The organism is uncultured Butyricimonas sp. (assembly GCF_959596855.1).
Classification (GTDB): Bacteria; Bacteroidota; Bacteroidia; order Bacteroidales; family Marinifilaceae; genus Butyricimonas; species Butyricimonas muris.
Genome location: NZ_CAUFYA010000018.1, coordinates 1 through 25,999 on the forward strand (window position 1 = coordinate 1; position 25,999 = coordinate 25,999).

At 43.9% G+C, this 25,999-nt stretch carries 18 protein-coding genes; 2 read left to right on the forward strand and 16 right to left on the reverse strand.

Features of this window, described 5'->3' with window-relative positions; translation table 11 throughout:
* Positions 1-322: 322 nt before the first annotated feature.
* The gene (locus Q5866_RS09615; protein ID WP_292270255.1) at positions 323-1,537 is read right to left on the reverse strand and encodes a dicarboxylate/amino acid:cation symporter; all 1,215 of its coding nucleotides are present in this window, start codon (positions 1,535-1,537) and stop codon (positions 323-325) included.
* 63 nt (positions 1,538-1,600) lie between these two features.
* On the opposite strand from Q5866_RS09615, the gene Q5866_RS09620 reads away from it, so the two are divergent.
* Positions 1,601-2,530 (forward strand): DMT family transporter, encoded by a 930-nt coding sequence (locus Q5866_RS09620; protein WP_292270252.1) that lies wholly within the window; start codon positions 1,601-1,603, stop codon positions 2,528-2,530.
* Here Q5866_RS09620 and Q5866_RS09625 read toward each other — a convergent pair.
* From Q5866_RS09625 to Q5866_RS09670, 10 genes are all read right to left on the reverse strand, one after another.
* Positions 2,485-3,441, reverse strand: a complete 957-nt coding sequence (locus tag Q5866_RS09625) for an energy transducer TonB (protein WP_292270249.1) — start codon at positions 3,439-3,441, stop codon at positions 2,485-2,487. The two genes, Q5866_RS09620 and Q5866_RS09625, sit on opposite strands and share 46 nt — an antisense overlap.
* 40 nt (positions 3,442-3,481) lie before the next feature.
* Positions 3,482-4,684 carry an energy transducer TonB gene (locus Q5866_RS09630; RefSeq protein ID WP_292270246.1) on the reverse strand — a complete coding sequence of 401 codons (1,203 nt, stop codon included), beginning with the start codon at positions 4,682-4,684 and terminating at the stop codon, positions 3,482-3,484.
* A 159-nt stretch (positions 4,685-4,843) separates the two neighbouring features.
* Positions 4,844-5,161, reverse strand: a complete 318-nt coding sequence (locus Q5866_RS09635) for a chaperone modulator CbpM (protein ID WP_099291786.1) — start codon at positions 5,159-5,161, stop codon at positions 4,844-4,846.
* Between the two features lie 12 nt (positions 5,162-5,173).
* Entirely contained in the window at positions 5,174-6,088 is a 915-nt protein-coding gene (locus Q5866_RS09640; protein ID WP_292270243.1) for a DnaJ C-terminal domain-containing protein, read from the reverse strand.
* A gap of 179 nt (positions 6,089-6,267) precedes the next feature.
* Complete coding sequence (locus Q5866_RS09645; protein ID WP_292270242.1) at positions 6,268-7,230, reverse strand: hypothetical protein; 963 nt, start codon at positions 7,228-7,230, stop codon at positions 6,268-6,270.
* A gap of 22 nt (positions 7,231-7,252) precedes the next feature.
* Complete coding sequence (locus tag Q5866_RS09650; RefSeq protein WP_292270240.1) at positions 7,253-8,794, reverse strand: RagB/SusD family nutrient uptake outer membrane protein; 1,542 nt, start codon at positions 8,792-8,794, stop codon at positions 7,253-7,255.
* A gap of 11 nt (positions 8,795-8,805) precedes the next feature.
* Positions 8,806-12,453, reverse strand: coding sequence for a SusC/RagA family TonB-linked outer membrane protein (locus Q5866_RS09655; RefSeq protein ID WP_303179958.1), 3,648 nt, complete (start codon positions 12,451-12,453; stop codon positions 8,806-8,808).
* A gap of 31 nt (positions 12,454-12,484) precedes the next feature.
* On the reverse strand, positions 12,485-13,642 hold the full coding sequence (locus Q5866_RS09660) for a FecR family protein (RefSeq protein WP_099291782.1): 1,158 nt from the start codon (positions 13,640-13,642) through the stop codon (positions 12,485-12,487).
* 100 nt (positions 13,643-13,742) lie between these two features.
* On the reverse strand, positions 13,743-14,318 hold the full coding sequence (locus Q5866_RS09665; protein WP_099291781.1) for a sigma-70 family RNA polymerase sigma factor: 576 nt from the start codon (positions 14,316-14,318) through the stop codon (positions 13,743-13,745).
* 125 nt (positions 14,319-14,443) lie between these two features.
* Positions 14,444-15,325 (reverse strand): energy transducer TonB, encoded by an 882-nt coding sequence (locus Q5866_RS09670; protein ID WP_303179959.1) that lies wholly within the window; start codon positions 15,323-15,325, stop codon positions 14,444-14,446.
* A 257-nt stretch (positions 15,326-15,582) separates the two neighbouring features.
* Between Q5866_RS09670 and Q5866_RS09675 the strand changes: the two genes are divergently transcribed.
* A complete protein-coding gene (locus Q5866_RS09675; protein WP_099291779.1) occupies positions 15,583-16,011 on the forward strand; it encodes an Hsp20/alpha crystallin family protein in 429 nt (142 codons plus the stop codon).
* 61 nt (positions 16,012-16,072) lie between these two features.
* Here Q5866_RS09675 and Q5866_RS09680 read toward each other — a convergent pair whose 3' ends face one another.
* From Q5866_RS09680 to Q5866_RS09700, 5 genes are all read right to left on the reverse strand, one after another.
* A complete protein-coding gene (locus tag Q5866_RS09680) occupies positions 16,073-18,697 on the reverse strand; it encodes a zinc-dependent metalloprotease (protein WP_303179960.1) in 2,625 nt (874 codons plus the stop codon).
* A 24-nt stretch (positions 18,698-18,721) separates the two neighbouring features.
* Positions 18,722-19,585, reverse strand: coding sequence for a hypothetical protein (locus Q5866_RS09685; RefSeq protein ID WP_303179961.1), 864 nt, complete (start codon positions 19,583-19,585; stop codon positions 18,722-18,724).
* Positions 19,586-19,613: 28 nt separating this feature from the next.
* Positions 19,614-21,035 carry a RagB/SusD family nutrient uptake outer membrane protein gene (locus Q5866_RS09690; protein ID WP_303179962.1) on the reverse strand — a complete coding sequence of 474 codons (1,422 nt, stop codon included), beginning with the start codon at positions 21,033-21,035 and terminating at the stop codon, positions 19,614-19,616.
* A 34-nt stretch (positions 21,036-21,069) separates the two neighbouring features.
* Positions 21,070-24,582 carry a SusC/RagA family TonB-linked outer membrane protein gene (locus Q5866_RS09695; protein ID WP_303179963.1) on the reverse strand — a complete coding sequence of 1,171 codons (3,513 nt, stop codon included), beginning with the start codon at positions 24,580-24,582 and terminating at the stop codon, positions 21,070-21,072.
* 157 nt (positions 24,583-24,739) lie between these two features.
* Positions 24,740-25,918, reverse strand: a complete 1,179-nt coding sequence (locus tag Q5866_RS09700) for a FecR domain-containing protein (protein WP_303179964.1) — start codon at positions 25,916-25,918, stop codon at positions 24,740-24,742.
* Positions 25,919-25,999 lie beyond the last annotated feature (81 nt).

Genomic DNA, 25,999 nt, shown 5'->3' on the forward strand with positions numbered 1-25,999 from the left:
CCTATACCCCACATAAAGAAGTTGTTTCCAACATTGAAATCACGGTAAAGAATAGTGCGTCTATCTTCACACGACCTGCCAATTAACCGAAATTAACAAGGAGAGGATAGTACTGAAAAAAGTACCATTATAGAATCAGAGTTATACTTTCTATATATCAACTCCCATTCATCTCCTATTCAACTCCCATTCAACTCCTATTATAAAGGTAAAAAAATAGTAATTGAATAGGAAATAAATCGAAATTGATTTATCGTTAATACTTAGTAAAACTATCTATTATATTAACTCCTACCCTATCTCATACAGGTAATAGAGAGAATTACTCGATTACCGCTACCTCTTCCAGTTCTTCGCGCGTGCCGACATGCTTACTGTTCCGGTTAATACGATCCATGATCACGGCGATAGCACCGTCACCCGTCACGTTACAAGCCGTACCGAAGCTATCCATGGCGATATACAACGCAATCATCAACCCTTGTGCCGTTTCATCGAAACCGAGCATGGACTGCAACAATCCCAGTGCTGCCATAATAGCTCCTCCCGGAACCCCGGGAGCGGCAACCATAGCGATACCCAGCATAAAGATAAAGCCCGCCATCATCCCGAAAGAAATCGGCATACTCGACATAAGCATGATCGCCATGGCACATGCCACGATCTTCATCGTACTACCCGAAAGGTGTATCGTCGCGCAGAGCGGTATCACGAACGCCGCCAGTTCTCGGTTCACGCCGTTTTTAATCGACTGTTCCAATGTAACGGGAATCGTGGCAGCCGAGGATTGTGTTCCCAATGCCGTCATGTAAGCCGGAAGCATATTACGGAACAAGCGGAACGGGTTTTTCTTTGACACGAACCCGGCAATAAAGAACTGAATGAACAACAGTACAATGGTCAGGAAGAATATGACCACGATAATTTTCACGAACACGCCCAGCACGCCGGACACCTGACCGGAGCCGGAAATATTCAAAAATATACCGAAGATATACAAGGGCAACAAGGGAATAATCACGGTGACAATCACTTTGTTGATAATATCCTTGAAATCTTCCATTGCCCCTTTCAGGGTTGCGCCGTTAATCACGGACATTCCCAAGCCAAGAGTAAATGCCAGAACCAGAGAACTCATCACGTCCATCAACGGCGGCATCATCACCGTGAAATAGGGAACCAGCAGCACCGCCGCGGAGGCTTCTATCGGTTGCAATTCTCCGGCATCACCGAGCAACCACGGGTAACTCAGATCACAGGCAAAATAAGTGAAGAAGCCGGAGAAAAGGGTAAAACCGTATGCCAGCAAAGCCGTGATCAACAACAAACGCCCGGCACCCTTACCGAGATCCGCTATACCCGGGGCAACCAATCCCAAGATCAACAAGGGGATGATGAATCCCAAGAAATTACTGAACAGACCATTTATGGTCAAAAATATCCTTACCAACCAATCGGGAAAGAAAAATCCGCATACTATACCCAGAATAATCGCCACGATAATTTTAGGCAATAGCCCCACTTTTATTTTTTTCATACACTCACTGTTTATATTACAAAAATAAGCTACTTTCGTATGACAATATAGATACATCAGCCTATGACAAAAGATAAATGGCACGGACACATCGCTATCTTCTCTGCTAACATTCTCTTCGGATTGAATATTCCGATCGCCAAAACCTTAATGCCGGAATGGATCGACCCCATCGGGCTCACGTTCCTACGCATGTCATTCGGTGCCCTCGCTTTTTGGATCACCTCTTTGTTTGTCTTAAACGAAAAAGTAAGTAAAAAAGATTTATTAATTCTGTTTTTTTGTGCCATTTTAGGCACAACCATGAATCAATTCACTTTCATTAAAGGACTTGGCATGACATCGCCAATCGATGCGGGACTGATCGTGACGATGAATCCCATGATGGTGATGTTGATTTCAGCCTTAATCTTGAAAGAACCGATCACCGCGAAAAAAGCGAGCGGAGTACTTATCGGGGCTTGCGGGGCGGTGCTGATCATCTGGCACTCTTACGCGGTAGGGACTTCGGGTGGTTCCGGCAGCTCGATGACGGGTAATTTACTTTGTTTTATCAGCGTGATCTGTTACGCCACGTATCTAGTTATATCCAAACCTATCGCGCAACGTTACAGTCCCGTGACGTTGATGAAATGGATGTTTCTTTTTTCCACGATTCTCATGTTCCCGTTCAGCATACAGGAAGTGGTAGAAGCAAAACTATTCTCCCCCGACACGACATTCAGCGCTTTGGCAAGCGTGTTTTACGTGGTATTCGCTGCGACATTCCTCGCCTATCTCTTTATCCCGATCGCGTTGAAACGCATCCGCCCGACAACAATCAGCATGTACAATTACGCCCAACCCCTCGTTGCCGCCACACTGGCAATCCTTATGGGACAAGACCGCCTCACGTGGGATAAGCCCGTGGCTGCCGTGCTGGTTTTTACCGGGGTGTATCTCGTGACTCAAAGTAAGTCGCGGGCGGACATAGAGAGAGCATCAGGCAAATGAGGGGGTGAGGATAACCGAAAACTGATCGGCGCCGTGTAGGTTGTCCGGAAACTGCGCTTTTTGATCGGACACCAAGCGGGGATGTATTTCGGGAAGCATCTTACTACCCGCTTCGCTTCTTGCTCCAAAAAGGGATTGCATCCTTTTACCACCTTCACGTCTGTGATAGAACCGTCGGTTTCAATCACGAAACTGACAAAAACCTTCCCTTGGGCATTTATTTTTATTGCCTCAGGGGGATACTTTACATTTTGAGAAATCCATGCCATCACGTTTCCTTGGGCAAATACCGGCATCTGTACGTAAAAACAATCTTTCAGCATCTCCTCGTCTGCTACCTGCCCATAAGACAAAGTGTAGGGCATTACATTCTTCAAGAAATGCCGACGACGGTCGTTCTCGTTCATAAATTCCCGTATTTTTGCCTCTTGTAGAATTTTCAAGTGAGCAAATTTCGGGTAAGCCACCAGATAATTATAAATAAAATTCTTCGGACCAAGTTCCTTCATCAACTTCAACTTCTCACCGTTAAAATAATAGCATACCGCTTCCAGATCGTCGATACGGGTATTCGTCAACTTCGCGGTAATCATTAATCTCCTTGCATGGTCATAGGACTCCTGCCTGATATGTACCCGAAGTTGCTCCACCATCGCGGTATACGCCCGCTTGTCGTTCCCGTACTCTTTTTTCATTGCCTTGATTCGTTCCTGCAAATACTTCATTCCCTCGTCATTCGGGATTTCGGATACCGGGACACGAGTTTCCCGTTCCAACATCTTGCAATAGTTTTCGTACGAGAGCGAATCTTTGAGCGAAGCGGAAACTTCCGCGACCGATACTCCCGTGAACCAACAAGTGAATAACAGGAATAGTCCTGTTTTCCACGCTCTTTTTATCACAAACGCCATAAGTAATATATTATTGATTGAACTTCTTCTATCTGATTCTCTATTGCAGTCTGAAATTAACAGGAGCTACCGAACGAAGTGCCACTCTACGCTTGTGCAGAAGGCAGTATGGGGGCACCGGGAAAGTGATACTTTTGAGAGCTCTTACCGCTTCTTTGTCCAAAACGGGGTCCGCACTACGCAGAATTTCCACCGCGAATACTTTCCCGTCCATCCCCACGGTATAACTCAACCAGACTTTCCCTTGAATATTCCTTTCCTGCGCGACAATAGGATATCTTACCGTTTTTGCTAACGCGTAGTTCAAATCCCTGTACGCAGTCAGAGGCGAGAGTATATGGAAGATACAACCACACGAGCACGAATCGCCGACAACTTCTTCCTGAGCCTGTATTCTAGGACTAATTTCTCGCGTGAAATACAGACGATGTTCCCGCTCGTTCATGCAATCCTTCAACCGTACCTCTTCCTGCATCCGCAGATGCCGGATACGGGGGGAGAGAGCGGCGTATCGCTTTATGAAATTCTCCTTTCCAATCCCTTCAACCAATGCTAATTCCTGTCCGATAATCTGTTCAAATACTGCCGCCAGAACTTTTATGTTAGCACTTTTGAAATTATAACATTCAAGTAACCCTGCCGCACGAGTGGTGACCGCATTCTTTTTCTTTCGTAAATCTTCTCGATAATACAAATAGGCTTCCGCATCCGTACGGAATCGGACACGCTCTCTATCCATCAGAATTTGAAGTATTTCCTGATCTTGTTCTTCAGCCACTTCATCCAGCGGAATCCCGGCTTCCCGATTTAACATTGCCACGTAATCCTCGTAAGAGTGAATTCCCGCCATCGGTTGTTCTATTTTGAAAAGCAAAGGAAAGGTCATGTAAAAACGCACCGCCTTACCGCCAATCTTTGCCGGGCTCCATTTCGGCATTGCCCCGATAACCCGTGTTGCCTCCATTTCCAAAGAGGGATGGGCACCTCGTAACACCTTGACCCCCGAAATACTCCCGTCCGGCTCTATCACGAATGCCATAATCACCCGTCCGGCAATCTCGTTATCCCACGCCTCTTGAGGGTAGCGGATGTTTTCACCCAACCATGTTTCCAATTCACCTTCGAATCGCGGAGCTTCATCCGCCACGAGATACACGGTCGTGTCCCGTTCTACTGTTCCAGAAAAGATTACACTCGCTTTCAAACCGGAAATACCTGCTCCCCCATATATACAGAAAAGCATTGTGATTAAACTATTTATCAAACAACGGGTAGTAGTCATAGTATTTTCATTAAAGTTACACACGCTTAAAATTGTTGATAAATATATAAATAAAAAACAAAAAAGCAAAGAGCCTTTCTCAAAAATCTCTTTGCCTTTTCACTATTTATTTCAAATTTCTCAATACTCTTCCGGGGTATTCCGGTAATCGGCATGGAACAAGCGAAGTTCCCGACGCATACGGTCGAGTTCCCGTTGCATATCGTGCATACGTCCCATCAATTCATGGATGACACCGATACCCTCGATGTTCACGGACAGGTCTTCATGCCAACGCACAAACCGTTCCAGATCTCCCAATTGCTCAACAGGTAAATAACGTTCGCCGTCAACGACCTGAATATCGATTAATCCATCCTCTTCCAGAGAGATGATAAACGACGGATCGACATGACTTTGCCGGCAATATTCTTTAATTATAATCAAATCTGTTTGCATAACTGACACGTTTTATTTAAGACCTTGTAATTCCTTGAACAACGCTTTCTGCTTCTCCGTCAAGTCGGTCGGTATCTGCACGGAGTAAGTCACGATTAGATCGCCGAACTTGCCGTCTTCCTTGTAGACGGGGTATCCTTTGCCTCTCAACCTTACTTTAGCCCCGTTTTGCGTGCCGGGTTTTACTTTCAATTTCACTTTCCCGTCCATGGTGTCTACCATTTGTTCTCCGCCGAGAATTGCGGTGTAGAGATCCAGCGGTGCCGTCACGTACAGATCATTCCCCAAGCGTTTGAACACGGGGTCTTCGGCTATCACGAAAGTGATATACAAATCTCCTGCCGGACCGCCATTCACGCCGGGAGCGCCTTGTCCCTTCAACTTGATGGTCTGCCCGTCCGCCACTCCCGCGGGAACGGTGATCCTTATATTCTTTCCGTTTACCGTTAATATCTGCTTGTGGGTATGTGCCGCATCTTGAAATGACAGGTGTAATTCCGCGTTATAGTCCTGTCCCCGGAATCCGGCAGAACGCCCTCCGCCACGACGGGAACCGAACAAGGATTCGAAGAAGTCCGAGAATTCCCCATCACCCCCCATGCCGGAAAAACCGCCTTCCGACGACCAGTAAGCACCACCGCCGCCACCGAAACCGCCGCCTTGCTGTTGCTGGCGCTGCCTTTGAGCCTCGAACTCATCGGCATGTTTCCAGTTTTCCCCGTATTGGTCATACTTTTTCCGTTTCTCCGGATCGCCCAATACTTCGTTTGCCTCGTTTATCTCTTGAAAACGTAGCTTGGCATTCGGGTCATCCGGGTTCAAGTCCGGGTGATACTTTCTGGCCAACTTTTTAAAAGCCTTCTTGATGGCATCCTGCGAAGCACTTTTATCAACTCCTAAAATCTTATAGTAATCTATATAGGCCATACTTTTATAATTTATACATTCTGTAATATGTTAATACAAACCATGTACCAACTTGTAATATACGTCTGAAAATGACGCATAGTTACACGAGAACTGACAAAGTGGCAAAAAGTAAAAACAGGAAGACCGACACACGATCCCCCTGTTTTCTAACCGGAGAAAATAAATCTTCCAGAAACTTAGAATGGTGTAGGTAATTCCTTTACTTTCTTTGCAAATCCCGGCAAGTCAAACCCGTAATTCTTAAATTGTTCGACGACCATCTTGTAGCGTGCGTTTACCAGAGGATATTTTTCGGGTGGGAATTTCTCCTCAAACTCTTCTTTCGTCCAACGCATTGCCGCACGGGTGAACATCATAAAATCACCTCCTTTCGCCGTGACCATCTGTTCTATATTCCCGTACCAATAATCACTCCAAGAAAATATACAACAGAAAGCAACCCCGGGCTCTGAATAAGTAATAAGACCGACAAAACCCCGAGTCGCGTAATAATTCGGATCTTCCGCATCGGATTTCTCAACCTCCGTCTTATAATCTATCCCCGACTGGAAATCATTCGGTTCCGGCACCAAACCTTTTACAACAGCATTCTCCACGATCTGATTATACACGAAGCTCACAAGTCCTTTTCTAAAATCCTCGACACCCTCGTATGGAAATATAATCTTTATCGTATCGACCAGACCGATAGCCCAAAAATCCAACCCCTTCAAGTTGACACCCAAATCCATCCCATAGGAGGCCATGCCTCCCCCTAAATCTTCAGCCAAATAAAGATAGAGCGGGGAACATGCCTCCACGATCTCTTTTTTCCCCAAGAAAGGAACCAAATAATTCTTTAACAAATCCTCGTATTTCGGCATATGGTCATCTGGAACCGGATGTCCGGTCCAATCTCCACCGGCAGAGATCGTCCAGTTTTTATTCAAATCTCCCGGTGTAAAATCCTTATAAATCACGCAAATACCAAAATCATCATACATTTGCTCAAAAAGTTTATCCCACGATTCACTCCCCTGCGGGAATTCAAAACGCACGGGAGAATAATCCCCGGACGGCACAGCCTTGTCTTCATCGTAACAACCGCCTAAAAAAAGACTTAGTCCCGTGATCAACAACAATAAATATCTCATTTTCATAATCGATGTTTTAAATTATACATTATCGCACAGCTACGCCTTCCCGCTTGGGGGCTAAAGGATTTTGCACCAACGATGAATTTCTCGTTCGTGTCGATTCCGGAATAGGAAGTGTATAAGCAGGATCTTTTTCTTTTAGCGTGTATTCCACCCATTGATTCCCATCCAAGTTCCAGCGATGCTTTATTTCCGGCATCCCGTACCTTCTTAGGTCATTCCAACGATGCCCCTCGAAACAAAGTTCCCGGCGACGCTCTTCACGGATATAAGTGATCAATGCTTCCGCATCGGAAAAAACACTCAATTTCCGATAGTCTTTTCTACGATATCTCATATAGCGTAAATCTTCCAAACGTTCCATGGCTTTTGTCTGCATTTGGGCGTCTCCCGCCTTGTACAAGAATGCTGCCGCCTCCATAGAATTCAAATACGCTTCAGCCACCCGAAGACTCAATACAGATTGAGCGCTTTCAATCACGCTCCGATTAGAATTCACACCATACTTCCCGACAGGACGACGTACCAACGTATCCCAAGGCATGCCTTCGGGAGCTTCTTTTTTACACCCGGGTTCATCAATAATGTAATTGTCTTTTCTCAAATCACTTTCCGAATAACATTTCAACAGACCATGAGAAGCGACATAATTCCACCTGTTTTTAGGTATTCCCTCCCTCGGGAAAACAGTCAAGCAACCATTTTGAGAATAAGAAAATATTTGCTCCGGGCAATTTACATTACAGAAATCATAATAAGGTACGTCTTCCGTGGGTACAAATTCATTCAAATCCTTCAACCGAAAAGCGTAATCGGAAATCACCTTTTCCGCGTACTTGTGAGCTTGTTCCCAATTCTCCATTTCAAGGTACACGCGGGACAATAACAATTGCGCCATCGGCAGACTGGCTTTATAGTCCGGTCTCCATCGTTTTTCCACAGGTATAGTCAAATACAGTCGTTCTGCCTCCAACAAATCTTTCTCGATGCGGGCGTAACATTCTTCCACCGTATTCCGGGACATCAACGATTCCTCGATATTACTATTCAGTTTTAACGGAACGCCCAATGCTTTTTTATCATAAGAATAAGGGGCCCCGAATATATTCACGATATACAAATAATTAAAGGCACGCATAGTAAAAGCCTGTGCTTTCAGCTCATTTCTAGTCTCTTCAAGGCCATTTACATCATCGACATAATCAAGCACGGCATTACACCCTAATATCCTGCTATACCCGTCTCTCCACAGGGCAAACCATTGGTCACTCATACCCGCGGCTCCAAATATCTCAAACATATCGGGTTGCCAACTAAAAGCAGCCAAGGGACCTTCAACCGCACTTGTCCTTCCCTCTATAAATTCGCCCCCGTCAACATCGTCATCCAAAAGCACCAAAGGTCCGGCCATGGCAATATTCAGCGTATATACCTCCGCAATCATCAGTTCCCGCAAAGCGGAAACATCTTCCGGTATAAATTGCGTGTTTGATCTCGGCTCTAAAAAATCACTGCAAGAAGCACACACGAGCAGTATTCCCCAAAAATATAACATCATCTTTTTCATAAACTTCCATTTTAAAATCCAATATTAATTCCCAAAGAATAAGTACGAGGCATGACACTGTTCCCCAATTCCGGATCGAAACCGTTGAATTTCTTGCTGGCAATCACAAATACATTGTTCACGTAAGCACTGATAGACAAATTGGTCAAATAAAGTTTCTTACACCATTCCCCGGAAACACGCCATGTCAATGACATCTGGGTACAACGCAGGAAAGAGGCACTAACTACCCGGAAATCGGATTTATCCCACATCTCATACATATTCGAACTACCTCCATCCGGTCTCTTTACCCAATAATCACTAAAATTGCTGCTCGTGTAAATCGCGGGAACCTTGGTCTTGTTTTCATCACCCGGCTCTCGCCAACGTTTAGCAATTTCTTTATCCACGTTGATAAACGGATCCGGCATAAATACACTTCCTCTTTCTCCCGAGTACAAACTCGGCAACCGTTTTTTACCTCCTAAAAGGACAGAGAAGTCCGCGCCAAAAGAAACGTCCTTGTAACGCAAACGGGTATTCAACCCGCCCGTAAAGTAAGGATCTGTCTGACCGGAATACACCAGATACTCTGTCGGGTCCATTTTTGAATCCGTTTCCTCAAAATCCATGTAATTAAACGTCGGATAACCTGTTTCGGGATCCAATCCGGCAAAGGAGAAAGACCAGATGGCAGATATCGGATAGCCTTTCTTTAAAACACGACTGGAGGAGCCAGACAAATACTCACTTAAATCAGGTGTACTGACTTCATTGACAGAACTGCCTTTATTCCAGTTTTTGGAACTATTGATCCCTATCGTCCACGCGAAATCTTTTCGTTGGAAAGGAGTAAAATGAACCGAATACTCCACACCGTGGTTCGTGATTCTTCCCCCGTTAATGTTCATTGAAGATATTCCATACTCTTCCGGAATCTTTTGCGCGACAATCGCATCAGATGAGCGTCCGTAATATTCAAGGTTCATGGTAATCCCGTTGAACAATTGTAAATCGAATCCCAAGTTCCAAGATTTCGTCCGTTCCCATTTCAAGTTAGGATTAGGTAAAGAACGTATTCCCGCCCCGTACTCGTTAAATGGCTTGAAAACTGTACTATATCTTCCTAAAATCATTTCAGGGCTTACCGTATTTACAGAATTTCCCTGCACCCCGTAAGTCGCTCTGAAATTCAATTGGTTCAACCAACTGATATGATTTTTTATAAAAGGTTCTTCAGCCATCCGCCAAGAAACACCAAAAGAATAAGTCGGGTCCATACGTTTATTCACGTCTTGCCCAAAAGCATTCGAGGCATCGGAACGAATATTCGCGTTGAATACATATTTATCTTTGTAAGAATAAGCCACGGTGGCAAACAAGGAAAGATAGTTATTCACCTGATCCGTTTCTTTCCATCCGCCACTATACAAAGCCTGCAATATACCCCAATCTTTGGGAGTCTCTGCTGTCACCAACTGTTTCAATCCGGTCGGTGCGACCAAGCCATTCCCCCTGTCCGGAGTATACCCCCATACCGTGTTTGCCGTACCGTCCGCATCCTCCGAACGCACCTCAATTCCTGCCATCGCGTTCAACCGATGATCTTCATTGAAAGTCTTGCTAAATACAAATTTGTTTTGAATGTTATAACTTTTATTCGAAAGGTATGAAGTCATGTATTCCCCCCCGAAAGGCAGCATGGCGGATTTAAATTCATCGCTTCCGGGTTCTGCCGTACCGTAATCATATCCCCTGTACTTGGAAGCAATATGATACGTTTGCTCACCCGCGAATGATTTGGAAGTATTCGATACCTCCGTGTAACCAAGTACCAATTCATAACGGAACCATGAAGTAACATCCCAATTCAAGTTGAGGGAGGCATTCGTATTCATATTAAACGCCTTGGCGTAACTATTATCTCGCTCGTTTTCAAAATTATAACTGTAAAGGATGTCTTTACCCGCGGGAGCATAAGGATTACTTCTCAAATAATAGAGGGGAGCGCCGTTCTCGTCATAAGCGGGCAGAGCCCGACTTGTTGATTTGGCATATTCCATCGGGTTGACTCCCGGACCGAAAGTTCGGTTATCTCCCCTTGCTAAAATGACGGAAGCGTCCACGTTCAAATTCTTCAGCAATTGCGCACCCACTCTTAACCGAAGTCCCATTTTCTTGGCAGAGTTGCCAATTTCCTGCCCTTGGTCATCACTAAAGTTAAATGACAAATTATAAGTCACTTTTTCCGATCCGCCCATCAGACTGAGATTGTGATTGTGGCTAAAACCATTTTGTGTCAATATATCAAACCAGTCGGTATTCACGGTTTCCAGCCTCTCCAAGTAAGTTCCATACTCTTCTATCGTGATTTCTTTGCTCGCGACAAGCCTCATCAATCCCTCGTACGACGAAGTCTGTGCCACAGGCTCTGCAATGAAACGTCCCCCGTTCTCGTAGGCTTCCTTGGAGTAATCAATACGCTCGCGGGAATTCATCATGTTGAACATCCCGTAACTGGGTTTCTGTTTGAAAGAAAAATTCGCCGTATAATTCACGCTCAGACGATCGGTTTTACTCTTTTTGGTCGTGATAACGATAACCCCGTTCGAGGCTTTCGAACCGTATATCGCCGTAGCCGAAGCATCTTTCAACACGGTGATCGTTTCTATATCCGAAGGATTCAACCAAGAAATCTGATTACCGAGTACATTTTTCAAATCTTCCGTCATGGTAGAGGATACGTCCAAGGGAAGCGGATCCGGTTGGATAATACCGTCAACCACCCACAACGGATCCTGATTCCCCAATATCGTGGAGGTTCCCCGAATCTGTATTTTAGGATTCGTCCCCACCCGGGAACTGGTATTCATCACGATCATTCCGGCTACCCGCCCTTGCAGCATCTGGTCGACAGAAGTATATACCGGTTGCATGATATCGGAAGCCCTTACCGTCGTGTACGCCCCCACCATATCTTTCCGGTTCACGGTTTGATAACCGGTACTTACCGTCACCTCTCCCAACTGCCGGATATCTTCTTCCATCACGATCACCCACGGAGTTTTCTGTTCATTCTCTTTATAGATCACTTCTTTCGTTCGCAAACCGATAAAAGAGAAGACAAGGCGTATTTCCTTATCTTTTACTTTTGGTATTTCCAAAGTAAATTCCCCTTTCGAGTTTGTTGAAGTCCCCAACTTCATACCTTTCAACAGCACCGTCACTCCCGGAAGAGGAAGTCCTTCAGTATCCTTCACGACACCCGAAATAACCACTTTAGCGACGGTTTTAGTAGAATCCTGTTCAGAGACTTTAAGAGGGACTATCAAGATATAATCATCCTCAAAACGATAAGTCATACCGCTTCCTTTCAAGATTAACTTCAAACACTCTTCCAGTTCCACATCTTTACAATTCAGTACCACCCGTTGGTCATTGGCCAAATGCTCGTCGCTGTAAATTACAATCTTATTGGTTTGACGTTGAAATTCGACCAGAGCTTCCTTTATCGTTGTCTCACCCAAATCTATCGTAACCCTCTTTTGAGAAAAACCATTTCCAAAAGAGAAAAGCACAAAGAAGACATTCATCAACAAAGTCAATCTCATGACAGTATAAAGCTTCCACGACCTGTACCGTAAAGGTTCAGGCCCTTCCTTTTGATTTTTTTCCATAAATTTGAATTTTAAGTTTTTACGTTCTATGTTAGTTTTGGTACCAATCTATGATTATTTCCTGCCCTTTTCTTTTGAATGAAATATTTATAATTTCTTCCAACATCTTGAGCGTATGATCCACGTCGTCATATTTCCGAAATCCCCCGGTAAAGCGAATTTTCTTTATCGCTTCATCTTTAAACGTGTAAGTAACAGGAATCCAGCGACTCAATTTCAACATCAACTGTTCCAGCGGCATCGCGTCAAACCGGAATAAACCACGAGTCCAAGCGACATACACGCTCGTGTCCACGTCACGTATTGTCTTTTCCGATGTTCGGTTATTCAATAAAAATTGCTGTCCGGGCAATAATATGGCTTGTTCCTCTTCACGCCCCACCTGTACGCTTCCGTTCAAAAGAGTAACCTCCGTGTTTTCCTCATCCGGATAGGCTGAAACATTAAACCATGTCCCCAATACCTGAACATCCGCATGATCCGTGTGAACCACAAAAGACTTACCGGGATGCTTCGCCACCTCGAAATAAGCCTCCCCGGATAAAAAGACTTCACGGGTATCACCATTAAAATTCACGGGATACCGGAGTTTGGATTCCGAGTTCAAGACGATTAAACTTCCATCCGAGAGACGCAATTTATATTCCCCGCATTTCGGAACAACGAGTTCGTTATACACGGTCTCTTCCGAAAGAGTATCGATGCTATGTTCCTCGTAAACCAGCAACGCGGAATCCGAACGAATCACCGATCCGGCTTCCCGAATCATCCGGTCTGTCCTATGACCTACATCCACTCGTTCACCTGAAGCCAGAATCAATGTTACATTAGCCTGTCTGGATTCCGTCACTCGCTCTACATGTCCTCTATCCATAAATCGGGACACGAAAAAGGCTCCCATAATCAATACAACAGAAGCTGCAACTCCCGCACTCCATATTTTGAGTAAACGTTTCTTCCGTCTTCCTTTCTTGATTTCAAGTATTTTCTCCCATCCTTCGGATTTTTGTATTTGTTCTCTTTTATAAGCCCATTTGCCACTATACCATAAAGAACAAATTTCCCGGTAAGCATTTCTGTTTTGTTCACTTTCATCCAGCCACGCCTGCAGACACTCCTTCCGGTTCTTGTCAAGCCCTTGACTAAGTTTCGTGAATATCAGTTCATATATTTCCTCTTGTATTGGCATACGAATACATATTTTTCTAGGAAGACAGAAAAAATAGAAAAATGGGTAGGTATTTTTCCGTTTTTTTTCCTAGAAAATCCTAATACATTATCTCCCAATACTAAAACAAGTGTAAGCGACGCAAGAAAAATAGAAGAATTTCGCTGCTTCTATGAGCAAGACGTTCGCGCAGACGCACAATACCTTTATTAAGCAAGAATTTTACGGTATTTACAGAAATGTGCAATTCCTCGGCAGCCTCTTTATATTTCAAGTTCCTCAACATGATACACTCCACGATCTGTCGGGTGCGCTCGGGAAGAAGATTGACTTCTTTCATCACGATGTCCATCCGTTCCTCGTCAATCCGCACGACCATCTCTACCGGGATGTCAACATCTTCCAACATTTCCCGTTTTTGCAAAACATCTTTCTTTTCAAAATAAGTACGACATTTATTCCTTATCGCGGAAAACAGATAAGTCGCCAGATTCTTTTCAGATACCTCCAAGAGATAATCACCCTCCCATAATTTTAAAAACAACTCTTGAACCAGATCTTCGGCAGTAGCTTGGTCCTTCAAGAATTCATCCGCGTATAGAACTAACGGACGATAGTATCGATCAAAAAGTAAATGTATACCTTCTGGTTTATTATTCCGGATTGAATTTAATATGACACTATCCTCTATCACCATATAGTCTTATCTTGGAGTGTCAAATATATGACAAAATTATTGAAATGTCTTATCTTAAGACTGAATTTAACAATGACGAGTCGGGGTATTTACATCCCGACCCGTCATTTAATACTTTGTAATAATTATTGCTGCAAAATATAATTCTCGAAATAGAGTTTAAAACGATCTTTCAATAAATCTTTTATCTGCAACATCTTGTCCATCTCGAGTTGTCTCATCTTGATCTCGGAAGATACAAACTTACTGACAAAATCATCTGTTCCCAGACTTTCAATCAATTTGATCTTCGCGTCAATCTCGTTCTCGTATATTTTTGTCAATTCTTTTACATCCGTCTTTTTCAACTTCAATACTTTGGTTTGAGCTTTCACCACACTGTCAATCTCGCCTTTGATAGCCTGACTCTTTTCCAGCAACAATTTGTAAAGCGTGGCATCATCTCCCAACTGTTTTTTGAAAGCCTCTACGCGGGCTGCCTGTTCCTCCGGCGTTAATTGATTGCCTTGTTTCAGCAACTCTTGCTCCTCTTCCAGATTCTTCAAGTATTGCTCGTAAGTCAATTGCTCCTCTGCCAATTTGAACGTGATCGGCAAAGTCTTGGAAAAACGTACCGCTTCACCGTTCATCATGGCGGGTTTCCATTTCGGCATACTTTGGATCACGCGCACAGCCTCCGCATCCAGAATCGGGTGAGCCGAACGCACGACGGTAACATGAGATATTGCCCCGTCTTTTTCTACCGTGAAAGTCACGAACACTTTACCCTCGATACGCTCCTGTTGAGCCTCTTCCGGGTACATGATATTCTCCCCGAGCCATTGATTCAGATTCCCGTTAAACTCCGGCTGTACATCTGCAACCACATGTACGGTAGTATCACCATCTGCCAAACACACTTCCGTGCCGTGTGCCATTACCGGAGAAGACATCCATCCAAGGCCAACGACCAACGCTACAACAAATATTGTTCTAGCCCAATTGTAATTATTATTTGATCTATGCATAATGTATTTATTAAGTACATACCTATTTAAACAGCCATAAAGCTACAATTATTATCACAAAAACGTACTTGAAATTGAAAATATTTGTCATATGACGAAGCAAAAAATGAAAATTTGACATAATATCCATGACAAAAAGTCCGTAAATCACGATGGCACAGGCTTTGCACTATTCCTTATCGAACGACGGTTCCTAAAAAGAACCGGAGTCCAAAGATAAGATTGAATGTTAAACTTAAAGATAGGAGACTGAAATTATGATGCCTGTAAGAAGAACTCAAAATTGGTTACCAAGTATCTTTAATGATTTCTTTGATAACGAGTGGATGACTAGAACAAACGCAACTGCACCTGCAATCAACGTGATCGAGTCGGAAAAAGATTATAAAGTAGAAGTTGCCGCCCCGGGTATGACAAAAGAAGATTTTAACGTTCGCATTGACGAAGATAATAATCTGGTCATCACCATGGAGAAGAAAATTGAAAACAACGAGGAGAAGAAAGAACAACGCTACTTACGCCGCGAGTTTTCATACTCTAAATTCCAGCAGACAATGATTCTGCCCGACGATGTTGACAAAGAAAAGATTGCCGCCGGTGTAGAACACGGTGTATTAACCATCGATCTACCGAAGATTTCCATCGAGGATATTAAAAAAGAACAAAGAACCATTGAGATAAAATAAGATTAAGGTAACCAATATAAAAAAGTCGGTCAAAAATTGACCGACTTTTTTTATTGACACGCTATTTTTTCTGTGCTTCAATCATTAACAAAAGGGATTGATAATGAATTTTATCCCCTACATTTGCCGTTGCCTGTTTTGTTTTTATCAAATTCTCTATTTTCTTCAACATAGCGGCACAATAAGCAGCAGATTCATCTATATCACTTACATTCACCTCTTTCTGCCAACCGTAATCGCCAGTATCCCCAAACTGACATTTCTCCCGCAAGCAAGCTGCAACATAACCTTTCCCGTGTTCTTCCTCGAGAGCTCGCAATTCCGGCAAATATTCATTAACACAACCCGTTTCATCCAACCCGTAAAGGGCAATCTCATCTACAGAAGGAGCATAAATCATATCTGCAATTTGAAGAGATTTACTTCCTTTTTTATCCATAACTTTTCCGGCTGCAGCTATCGCCTCCTGCACAGCCAACCTCTGCAATATTTTATCACCAGCCGTCAACTTACGCCCTTTCATAGCCGATTCCCAGATTCCGGCAAAAAGATCATCGTAGTAATTCTCCAATGTATAAGGTTGAGTGCTGACATGAGAAGACAATAATATGCCTTTATTAAGTTGGAATAATTTTTTCCCCACTCGAGATTTCAACATAAGAGATTGATTGATTGCCAACGGGAATTTGCTCGTCACATCTTTTTGATCCAACCAATCGCTTTCACGCAATTGTTTAATAACCCATTTCAACGATTTTTGTTGTACATCCCGAGGAACCGCTCTCCAACGCTCACCCGGAGTTCCGTCTTTCACCTCCGTTAAATAAATACCTCCCACGTTAGTCAAGGCATTCAACAAATAACGGGTATACTGGTTACAAAGTCCCGAATACAACTCCTGTCTGTGAGCTGTCGATTCATCATCTTTTATCCAACTATTCAAGTTCTCCAAAATATATTTCAGATTCTTGATCCCGTAATCTCCCGCTTTACAAGCATCATCTCCCAAATCTTCCTCAAGGGCACTCGGGTCATAACGAGAATACACTTGCTGTTTCCCGTAACGGTAGATAGGATCGCCAGCCTTCTCGTCTACCCAGCCTTCCAATATTTTAGCTTCCTCCCGTACTGATTTATCACCCGGGATAGGAGAATACAACCATTTAATGGCATACTCATCATACACACCCATATCCGGGGGTGACAAGCGTACTCCCTCGTCACCCGGCTGCGCCACGTAATTAAAACGGGCGTAATCCATAATAGAGGGTGTCGTACCGTATTTATTCGTGAAGGATGCGGAACGTAACGAATCCACGGGATAAGCACTGGAAGCAGCCATATTATGCATCAATCCCAACGTATGTCCTATTTCATGGGCAAACACGTAAGCCAAGGATTCATCCACCACCTCTTGCGGCAATTTCTTACCCCGCACTCTAGGGTCTAACTGCGCGGTCTGGATAAAACGCCAGCTATTAATCAATTTAATTACATCATTATAAACCAGTACGGTCGCATTAATAATCTCTCCGGTTCTCGGGTCTACCCAAGAAGGTCCCATGGCATTCTCAACCGAGATCGGCACATAACGAATACATGAATATTTCAAGTTGTCGGGATCAAAATTAGGATCATCTTTCGGGAAATCACGTGCAACCATCACATTTTTAAAACCGATTTTCTCGAAAGCCTGATTCCATATCAAAACCGATTGTTTCAAAGGTTCCTTCCATGATTCGGGGAAAGCATCATCAATATACCACACGATAGGTTTCACCGGTTCCACCAGTTCCCCGCGTTCCCATGCCTTCATATCCTTAGGCTCCAATCTCCAACGGTTAGCCAATGCATAACTTTCAATCCCATCTGCCGCCATAGTGATATTTCGTTTGCCGGTAAGAAATATACCTACACGGGAATCTGCGATTCTCGGTTTCATTCGCTCCTCCGGCAACAACAATATCGTACGCATTACTTTAGTCGTCAATTCTCCCGACCCGATATTCTGCCCAAAAAAGGATATACTATAATCATAAGTCATGTACGACGCTATCGTTACGTTATCATCGAAAGCTTTGATCTTATCCAACATACCAAATCCCGGTTTTAACCGAGAAGAGATCCCCAGAATACTGTAATTGCTCTCAACCGGCTTCAAAGCTTCCTCGTCCCCGACGAACAATTCCGTCATATCAAATACAACCGAAGTAGAATCATTATTATAAGCCGCTATCGGGTACTTCTTATAAAACGTGTCCATGTAATTTCGTTTTATGGCAATCTCCAATTCCTTATCCCCCTCCATCTCGGCATTTACGTTCTGGAGTACAATCGTACTATCCATCTTTATAAATCTGACATGCAAAGGATCAAGTGTTTTATACCCGACCATAGCCAATCTGGAATTACTGGATTCCGATGTCGTGGAAGCAATCAATAAATCACGTCCGCAATATTTCAAAGGAAGTTCCACGTAAAGTTTTCCCCCAATCTTGTGCAAAGAAAGAAACTCCCCTGAAGCGGTCTCCCGTCCCGCTTTTTTCATCAACTTCTCGTATTTCGTTTCCTTCGCGACATTCGTCTCTTCTTTGACATTTTTCTTTTTCCTTTCTGCCGCAAAAGATTTACACACGCAAGGTGCCATAAACACCAGAAGTAATAAACCTACAATACTTTTTTTCATACAATACATTTTAAACATACAACATTATTCATAAACAGTGTTACCGATTTTACAAATATCTATACCATATTGCTCCTTCAGACAGTTGACCAGTATTTGATATTTCTCTCGAATCAACGGGTATTCCAAATCCTCAGCCCACTCCCCGGTAGTGCGATATACCAAAGAAGCCAAATAAGCGTTTACATCATCTGTAGAAGTGATTTGGTAAGTATCATAACTCCATTCACTATCCGTTTTCGGATTGTACACGAATCCCCACTCTCTCGCTTCTTCCGAACTACTTGCATAAGATTTCGTGTAATCACTTCCAGCATAAAACTCATCAGGAATAGTTATCACACCATAAGCCACGCAGTATTCCAAGAACGTGGCTTGCAAATAAGATTTAAATTCTCTCTTTTCCGCGGCAGACATATCAGCCACATCCTTCTCCACCTTATTAATGGCTATCTGATTTTCCAGATAACGAGCCGGAATATCTACCCAATTTTCCCACCAAGAGCCAATATCTTCCTTCAACATCCCCGTTAAAAATATCCGATAAGGCATCATTCTTTTCAAAACCTCCGCATCATACAAATCAAACCAAGTAATTTCCAACAAGTTTAATAAATTCACAACATCATTGGGGTCTATCGGCTCATAATCATAATAAGCCCAAAGAGCCGTCTGAGTCCATTCTATATCTTTTTCCGTGTATTTATACAAGAAATAAGTATTGTACTTTTCATACAACTTCAAAATGACCTCATCCGCAGCAGCATTCCCTCCCTGTGGCAACACGTAATCCGGGTCAGTTATTTGAATCTCCCCAATCTCTTTGTCCTCCGCGCAGGCTCCTAAAAACAGGAGTGCAAACAAGAATACATATATACTCGTCTTCATCGTTGTAACATTTTAGATTCTACATTTCTCATTTTCCTTGCCTCAAAGGCTGCTTTGCCGATTCATTTTGCTGCAATCCCGGATTCTCGTCCATCACTTCATTAGGAATCGGTAACGTGTACAAAGGATCTTTTTCCGTCAACACGTAAGTCTGCCAATTCGCCGAACTCCTTGCCTTATACCGGTGAGAAATAGCAGGCATTCCATAACGCCGCAAATCAAACCAACGCACCTCGTCATAACAAAGTTCCAATCGACGTTCTTCACGAATTGCTTCCAGCAATGCCACCGCATCTGTAATTTCCGCTTCATCATAATCCCGATAACGATTCTCCCGCAAATGCTCCAAGTCATCCCATGCCAACCCGATTTGATTATCCTGTACCAAAGCTTCTGCCCGATTCAGGTAAGCCTCCGACATGCGAATCGAATTTGTCGGCATTCTTGGCGTACCGCTCGGGTAACTCAGTCGTTTTTTAGTAACATTCCAGTTCGCATCAAACCAAAGTAGCCGGCGGGTATCATTCGGGTTCGCATCAAACTTTTCACGCAAATCCGAAGAAACAAGAACCGTATTCAATCGACTCGGTGTATTTCCATTACCATACACCCACTCCACTTCCGAATAACTATAATTGGCAATACAAATTGCGCTTGCCGGTAAATTCACGTAATTCGTTAACAAATTACCATGTTCTATCGCCTTCGTGGCAGCAGCAATAGCTTCTTTCCATAACTCCATGTGTAAATAAACACGAGACAAAAGAATATTAACCGTTGGCAAATTTATCCGGAAACTTCCCCTACGCTTGGTATATTTTTCAAACAAAGCTGACGATTCCGTCAAATCCTTCACGATCTGTCCATACACCTCTTCCACCGTACTCCGGGCTTTCCCGTTCGTTTCCATATCAGCCGTTAACTTCAAAGGTACTCCTAATGCCTTTTTATTATAATTATAAGGTTCCCCGTAAAGATTTACCAACATAAAATAATAATAACCTCTCAAAGCCAAGGCTTCCGCCTTCACCCAGTCACGCTCTTCCACATCACCGGTTGCCTCATCAATCCCGTCCAGCACGGCATTCACTCCCATAATCCGCTCGTATGTCGGGGAATAAGTCTCATCATACGAAGATTTATCCACCTCCTGTCGTTCCCACATATCCGGTTGCCATGTAAAAAACGGGAAAACACCCACTGCACCAGCATTATCCGTTTCGTCGTTAAAATTATTATCATTCAGCATAAAATCGTCATCCAACAAATAGAGCGTATTATAAATCGCCTTTGTCGGTGACGGATAGCCTGCCCCCAAAAGCAATTCACTATAATCGGAAACAGTCTTCACGATTACCTCATCCGAGGACTCTTTCTCCAAATAATCGGAACAAGCCCCCAGCCCCAGCAATCCCAATAAGCATATCATGAATTGTAATTTCTTCATCATATCATTATTTATTATTTAACACTCAACTTACCTCTTAAAACATCACTTGTAAAGACAATGAAGTAACCCTTCTCGTCGGCCAATCTCCCGTTTCCGGATCCAACCCGTTCCATTTACTATCGGAAACCCACATAAACGGGTTCGTCATACTTGCCTTAAGCAACAACCGTTGCGCCCCGATTCGAGATAACCACTTCTGTTCAAAATCATAAGACAATGACAAAGAACGACAACGAATAAAATCCGTGTTAGCCACTCGTAAATCGGAATTATTATACATATCATACAACCGTCTTTCCGAACTCGCTACCGTGGCTGTCGTCGGCAAATTGATATAGGCTTTACTCGTCGGAATAGAAGGAATATTGGTTTTATCTCCCGCTTTCCGCCAACGCTTGGCTAAATCCCGGGATACATTCTGCTCCGGGGTTGGAATCCCGTAATTGCTATCCGTGTCATACAACTTCGGCAAACGGGCATGTCCTCCCCACTGCACGTTGAACAAAGCATACAACGACCAATTCCGGTACTTGAACATCATGTTCAAACCTCCCGAAAAATCCGGGGTAAACTTACCGGACTTCACCAAATAGGCCAACGGACTCTCCCCGTCCTCCACATCCATGTAATCAAATTTCGGGAAACCATTCTCATCATCCAGACCTGCATACTTGAAAGAATAGAACGTGGAAAAAGCCTCCCCGTTCACCACGGCACTACCATCCAGATAATCGTTCAAGGTATTAATCCGTTGATTCTTATTTACCTTATTCTTGGTCACGGCCGTATTCAATGACAACTGCCAAGTGAAATCTTTCGTCCGAACCGGAATCACGTTAATCACGAAATCATAACCGGTATTCGTCATCTCACCCCCGTCCACGATAGCTTTCTCCACTCCATTTTCCCGGGGGATATTACGGGAAGAAAGTACGTCGCTGACCTTTTTGAAATAATTCACCGTGAAATTCAATCGTCCTTCCAAGAATGCGGCATCTACCCCCAAATTATAGGTTTTCGTTTTTTCCCATCCAAGATCAGAATAAGGCAACGACTTCACGTTCAACACGTAATCATTATAATATTCATTCACGCCTCCCTGTTCCGCTATCAAATAAGGTGAAACCGTTTCCACCGCGTTACCTTGATAACCGTAAGAAGCTATCAAATCCAAATTATTCAACCACCACAAATCTCTCGCGAAATTCTCCGAAGCCACTCTCCACTTCGCTCCCACCGACCATGTCGGCTCGAAACGTTTATTTTTATCCTGCCCGAAACGATTGGATGCATCAAGACGAGCGCTGACATTCAACACGTAGCGATTATCATAAGCATACACGGCGGAAACATACTCGCTCAGTTTATTGTCAATCTTATTCAACACGGTAGCTTCTCCTTGTGCCAAATCATTATCTACCGGATCACCCAAATATATATACGTCATCGGCAACTTCACGAAAGTTTCGCCCCGATCCCTCAAATACCCGTAACGCTTTCCGGTCGACCCTCTCGTTTTAGTAGAATTAGTTTCGATACCCAACTGCAACGTCATCCGGTGCACATCCTTGAACATTCTATCATACACCAAAGCATTCCGCACCGTGATGGTAGTCACATCCGTCAACCCGGTTTCCAACAATCCCCCGAAAGGCAAACGGGTATACCCGAACTCCTCGGCAGAATTTTCGTAAGCCTCAAAATCATACCCCCGGAGAGTAGAAGCGTAAAAAGAACGCTCCGTGGCATACTTTTTCACGTCAGCCGACGAGGAAGCATAAGACACCAAGCCTTGGTATTCCAATCCCGGCAAAATATTCCATTTCAAGTCCAAGGTTGCCCCCCAACTCTTCGTGTTGTTCTCGCTTCCCGTGTTATCTAGCTCATTCTGAATATTATACAAGTAATTATATTTACTATTAATTACCGTACTTTCGGTTTCCGCCCATTTGTCATGATAATGCAAAGTACCATCCTCGTTATACATGGGGATCACACGGCTCGTGTTATACGCATAATTGAAAGGATCCACGTCATAGGCAAAACCTTCCGCTTTTCGCCAAGTACCCTTCAACAACAAATTCACCATCAATTTATTGTCAAACAAATTCACCGTCGTGTTAGAGGTAGCCGTAAACAACGCCACGTTATTCCCCTTCGCTTCTCCCCTCTCGTCCGTGTATCCCAACGAAGTCCTGTTCTGAATCTTTTCAGAACCACCGCTCAAATTCAAACTATGTTTATGACTAAACGAATTACGGAACAGCAAATCAAACCAATCCGTGTTTCGCTCGGCCATTTTCCTGTATTCCTTATCGAAATCTTCCTTCGAAATCTTTTTATCCAAATAAGATTTCAACAATCCGGCATACCCGACCTCCAAAATCGTGTTAGGATAAACCACCCGATCCTCGTACATTTCCCTCGAGAACTCCATCATCTCCTGTGAATTCATCCGGTCATACAACCCGTAACGAGGTCTCTGACCTATAGAAAAATCCCCGCTATACGATACCGAAACTTTACCCGCTTTTGCCTTTTTTGTCGTGATAACGATGACACCATTAGCCGCCTCGGAACCATAAATAGCGGTAGCCGAAGCATCCTTCAAAACAGTGATTGTTTCTATATCATTGGGATTCAACCATGAAATTGCATTACCCGCTAACTGGGAAATATCATCCGCGTCCACCGAAAACTTCGTGTTATCCTCCGAGTTAAACGGTTGGGGATCCCGTTGCACCACTCCGTCAACCACCCATACCGGTTCCTGACTCCCCAGCAAAGAAGAAGTACCCCTTACGCGTATCTTCGGTGAAGAGCCCACCATACCGGTTCCCGACTGCACCAGCATTCCCGGAACCACCCCCTGCAACATCTGGTCGATAGAAGAAGCTCCCGCCATCATAATATCCGCCACGTTCACCGTGGTTGCCGCTCCCGTGTAATTCCCCTTCGCCGTTCTCCCGTAGCCGGTAATCACCACGTCGTCCAAAGCCTTGATGTCTTCCTCCATCACCACGTTAATCGAATCTTGCCCCACGTACTTCACCTCTACAGTCTTCATTCCCATAAACGAAAACACGAGAGAAACATTATCCGTCATCGGCAAAAGCAAAGAATAATACCCGTTATGATCAGTCGTCGTTCCTAACTTCAAATCTTTCGCCATCACGGCTACCCCGGGGAGAGGCAACTTGTCTTTATCTGACACTCGCCCCACGATATTCAACGACTTTTTCTTTTCCTCCGGAGCTAGTTTCAAAACAATAAACTCATCCATCATCTCGTAAGTCAAACGTGTGCCTTCTAAAATTCTATCCAGCACAACCTTCAAATCCGTCTGCACGAATCCCGCTTCCACGGTTTGCGACTTATCCAACTCGTTGTTACTATACACCACGGTAAGCCCCGTCTGTTCTTTGATCTGTTTAAATAACTCCAAATAAGTCACGATCTTCGCCTCAACCGTGATCTTCGCTTGAGCCTTAACACCGGCAACCGCCAGATGCATGCTTGCCAATAATAAAATTACGCTTAGTTTCATTACTTTCAATAATTTTCGTGGTTCAAAACCTCGCATGAAAAACCACCTCGTTCGCTTTTTTTTCATACTTTTGCAAATAGGTATATTATTATTATTAATAAGCCCTATCCCGGATCGTGCGTCACCACTATTCGGGATAATTTATTTTATATAAGCTTCATCTTTTCACACGAATCACGACTTTCCCTTCCTCCTCCTCGAACTTCACATTTGTCGTCTTCGATATCATATTCAACACGTAATCCAAACTCCTGTATTTAGTCACCGCCCCGGAAAAACGGAATTTCTTTGCCTCCTCATCCATAAAAACAAAAGATACTCCATACCAACGAGATAATTTCACGGTCAATACCTCCAAAGGCATATCCTCAAAATTAAACTTACCGGTTTTCCAATCAATAATCATCCGAACATCACCTTCCCGAATAGTAGTTTTACCGTTCTCTTTGTTTAAAGATGCAACCTCTCCCGGTTCAAGCGCATAAGCCTCCTTTCCCACGTCAAAACTAACTTTCCCGTGCAAAAGCGCCACTTCCATCAAACCGTCATTCTCGTAAGCCGTCACGTTAAATGCCGTCCCCAGCACACGCACTTTCACTTCTCCCAAATGCACGTAAAACGGTTTATCCGGGTTTGACGCCACCTCGAAGTAAGCCTCGCCTTGCAAACTCACTTCCCGCGAATCCCCGTAAAAGCGATTGGGAAACTCCAACCATGAATCCGAATTTATCCAAACTTTCGTACCATCGCTCAACTCCACGAAGTACTCCCCTTTCCGAGGCACCACGATCGTGTTGTTCTCTCGTATCCCCTCCCCGGGCATCCCTTTATCCTCGAATCGAACTCCTCCCGTTGAATCCTGTATCACACCTACACCGGAAATATCCGCCACTTGACGAGTTTCACCTTCCTTTAACTCGATCCTTTTTCCCGACGAAGTCACTAAAATCGCTTTAGCCGATCCGGATTCAACTTGTAAAACACTCGCGAAAACATTTGATTCTCCCTTGATTTCCCGTTGTCCTCTCCAAACGAAAAACGCCCCTACCAACACCATTACCACGGCAGCGACACTACTTCCCCACGCGTACCACAATCTCCTTCGCCTCTCCAAAATCGGGGTTATACGCTTCCACACATCTTCTTGCATCCGCTCCAATCTACTCCGTTTTCCGACAGCATCCACATGCACCTCCGTCCGAAGAATCTCCCGAAAATACTTTTCATGCTCGGGGGAAGCATCCAACCACCGAATCAAACTACTCTTGTCTTGTTCCGGAAGCTCCCCTTGCAGGTATCGGGCAATCCACTCGTCTATTTCATTCCATGTATCCATAACCTATTTTCTTTTCCGTATAGACAATAAAAAAGAAAATCGGGTGAATCAAAAAGAGAAAAAATTCAAAAAAAATCAAGC

Coding starts and splice junctions, on each gene's coding strand:
- Q5866_RS09615 (WP_292270255.1), bottom strand. CDS start 1,537: ATGAAAAAAATAAAAGTGGGGCTATTGCCTAAAATTATCGTGGCGATT.
- Q5866_RS09620 (WP_292270252.1), top strand. CDS start 1,601: ATGACAAAAGATAAATGGCACGGACACATCGCTATCTTCTCTGCTAAC.
- Q5866_RS09625 (WP_292270249.1), bottom strand. CDS start 3,441: ATGGCGTTTGTGATAAAAAGAGCGTGGAAAACAGGACTATTCCTGTTA.
- Q5866_RS09630 (WP_292270246.1), bottom strand. CDS start 4,684: ATGCTTTTCTGTATATATGGGGGAGCAGGTATTTCCGGTTTGAAAGCG.
- Q5866_RS09635 (WP_099291786.1), bottom strand. CDS start 5,161: ATGCAAACAGATTTGATTATAATTAAAGAATATTGCCGGCAAAGTCAT.
- Q5866_RS09640 (WP_292270243.1), bottom strand. CDS start 6,088: ATGGCCTATATAGATTACTATAAGATTTTAGGAGTTGATAAAAGTGCT.
- Q5866_RS09645 (WP_292270242.1), bottom strand. CDS start 7,230: ATGAAAATGAGATATTTATTGTTGTTGATCACGGGACTAAGTCTTTTT.
- Q5866_RS09650 (WP_292270240.1), bottom strand. CDS start 8,794: ATGAAAAAGATGATGTTATATTTTTGGGGAATACTGCTCGTGTGTGCT.
- Q5866_RS09655 (WP_303179958.1), bottom strand. CDS start 12,453: ATGGAAAAAAATCAAAAGGAAGGGCCTGAACCTTTACGGTACAGGTCG.
- Q5866_RS09660 (WP_099291782.1), bottom strand. CDS start 13,642: ATGCCAATACAAGAGGAAATATATGAACTGATATTCACGAAACTTAGT.
- Q5866_RS09665 (WP_099291781.1), bottom strand. CDS start 14,318: ATGGTGATAGAGGATAGTGTCATATTAAATTCAATCCGGAATAATAAA.
- Q5866_RS09670 (WP_303179959.1), bottom strand. CDS start 15,325: ATGCATAGATCAAATAATAATTACAATTGGGCTAGAACAATATTTGTT.
- Q5866_RS09675 (WP_099291779.1), top strand. CDS start 15,583: ATGATGCCTGTAAGAAGAACTCAAAATTGGTTACCAAGTATCTTTAAT.
- Q5866_RS09680 (WP_303179960.1), bottom strand. CDS start 18,697: ATGAAAAAAAGTATTGTAGGTTTATTACTTCTGGTGTTTATGGCACCT.
- Q5866_RS09685 (WP_303179961.1), bottom strand. CDS start 19,585: ATGAAGACGAGTATATATGTATTCTTGTTTGCACTCCTGTTTTTAGGA.
- Q5866_RS09690 (WP_303179962.1), bottom strand. CDS start 21,035: ATGATGAAGAAATTACAATTCATGATATGCTTATTGGGATTGCTGGGG.
- Q5866_RS09695 (WP_303179963.1), bottom strand. CDS start 24,582: ATGAAACTAAGCGTAATTTTATTATTGGCAAGCATGCATCTGGCGGTT.
- Q5866_RS09700 (WP_303179964.1), bottom strand. CDS start 25,918: ATGGATACATGGAATGAAATAGACGAGTGGATTGCCCGATACCTGCAA.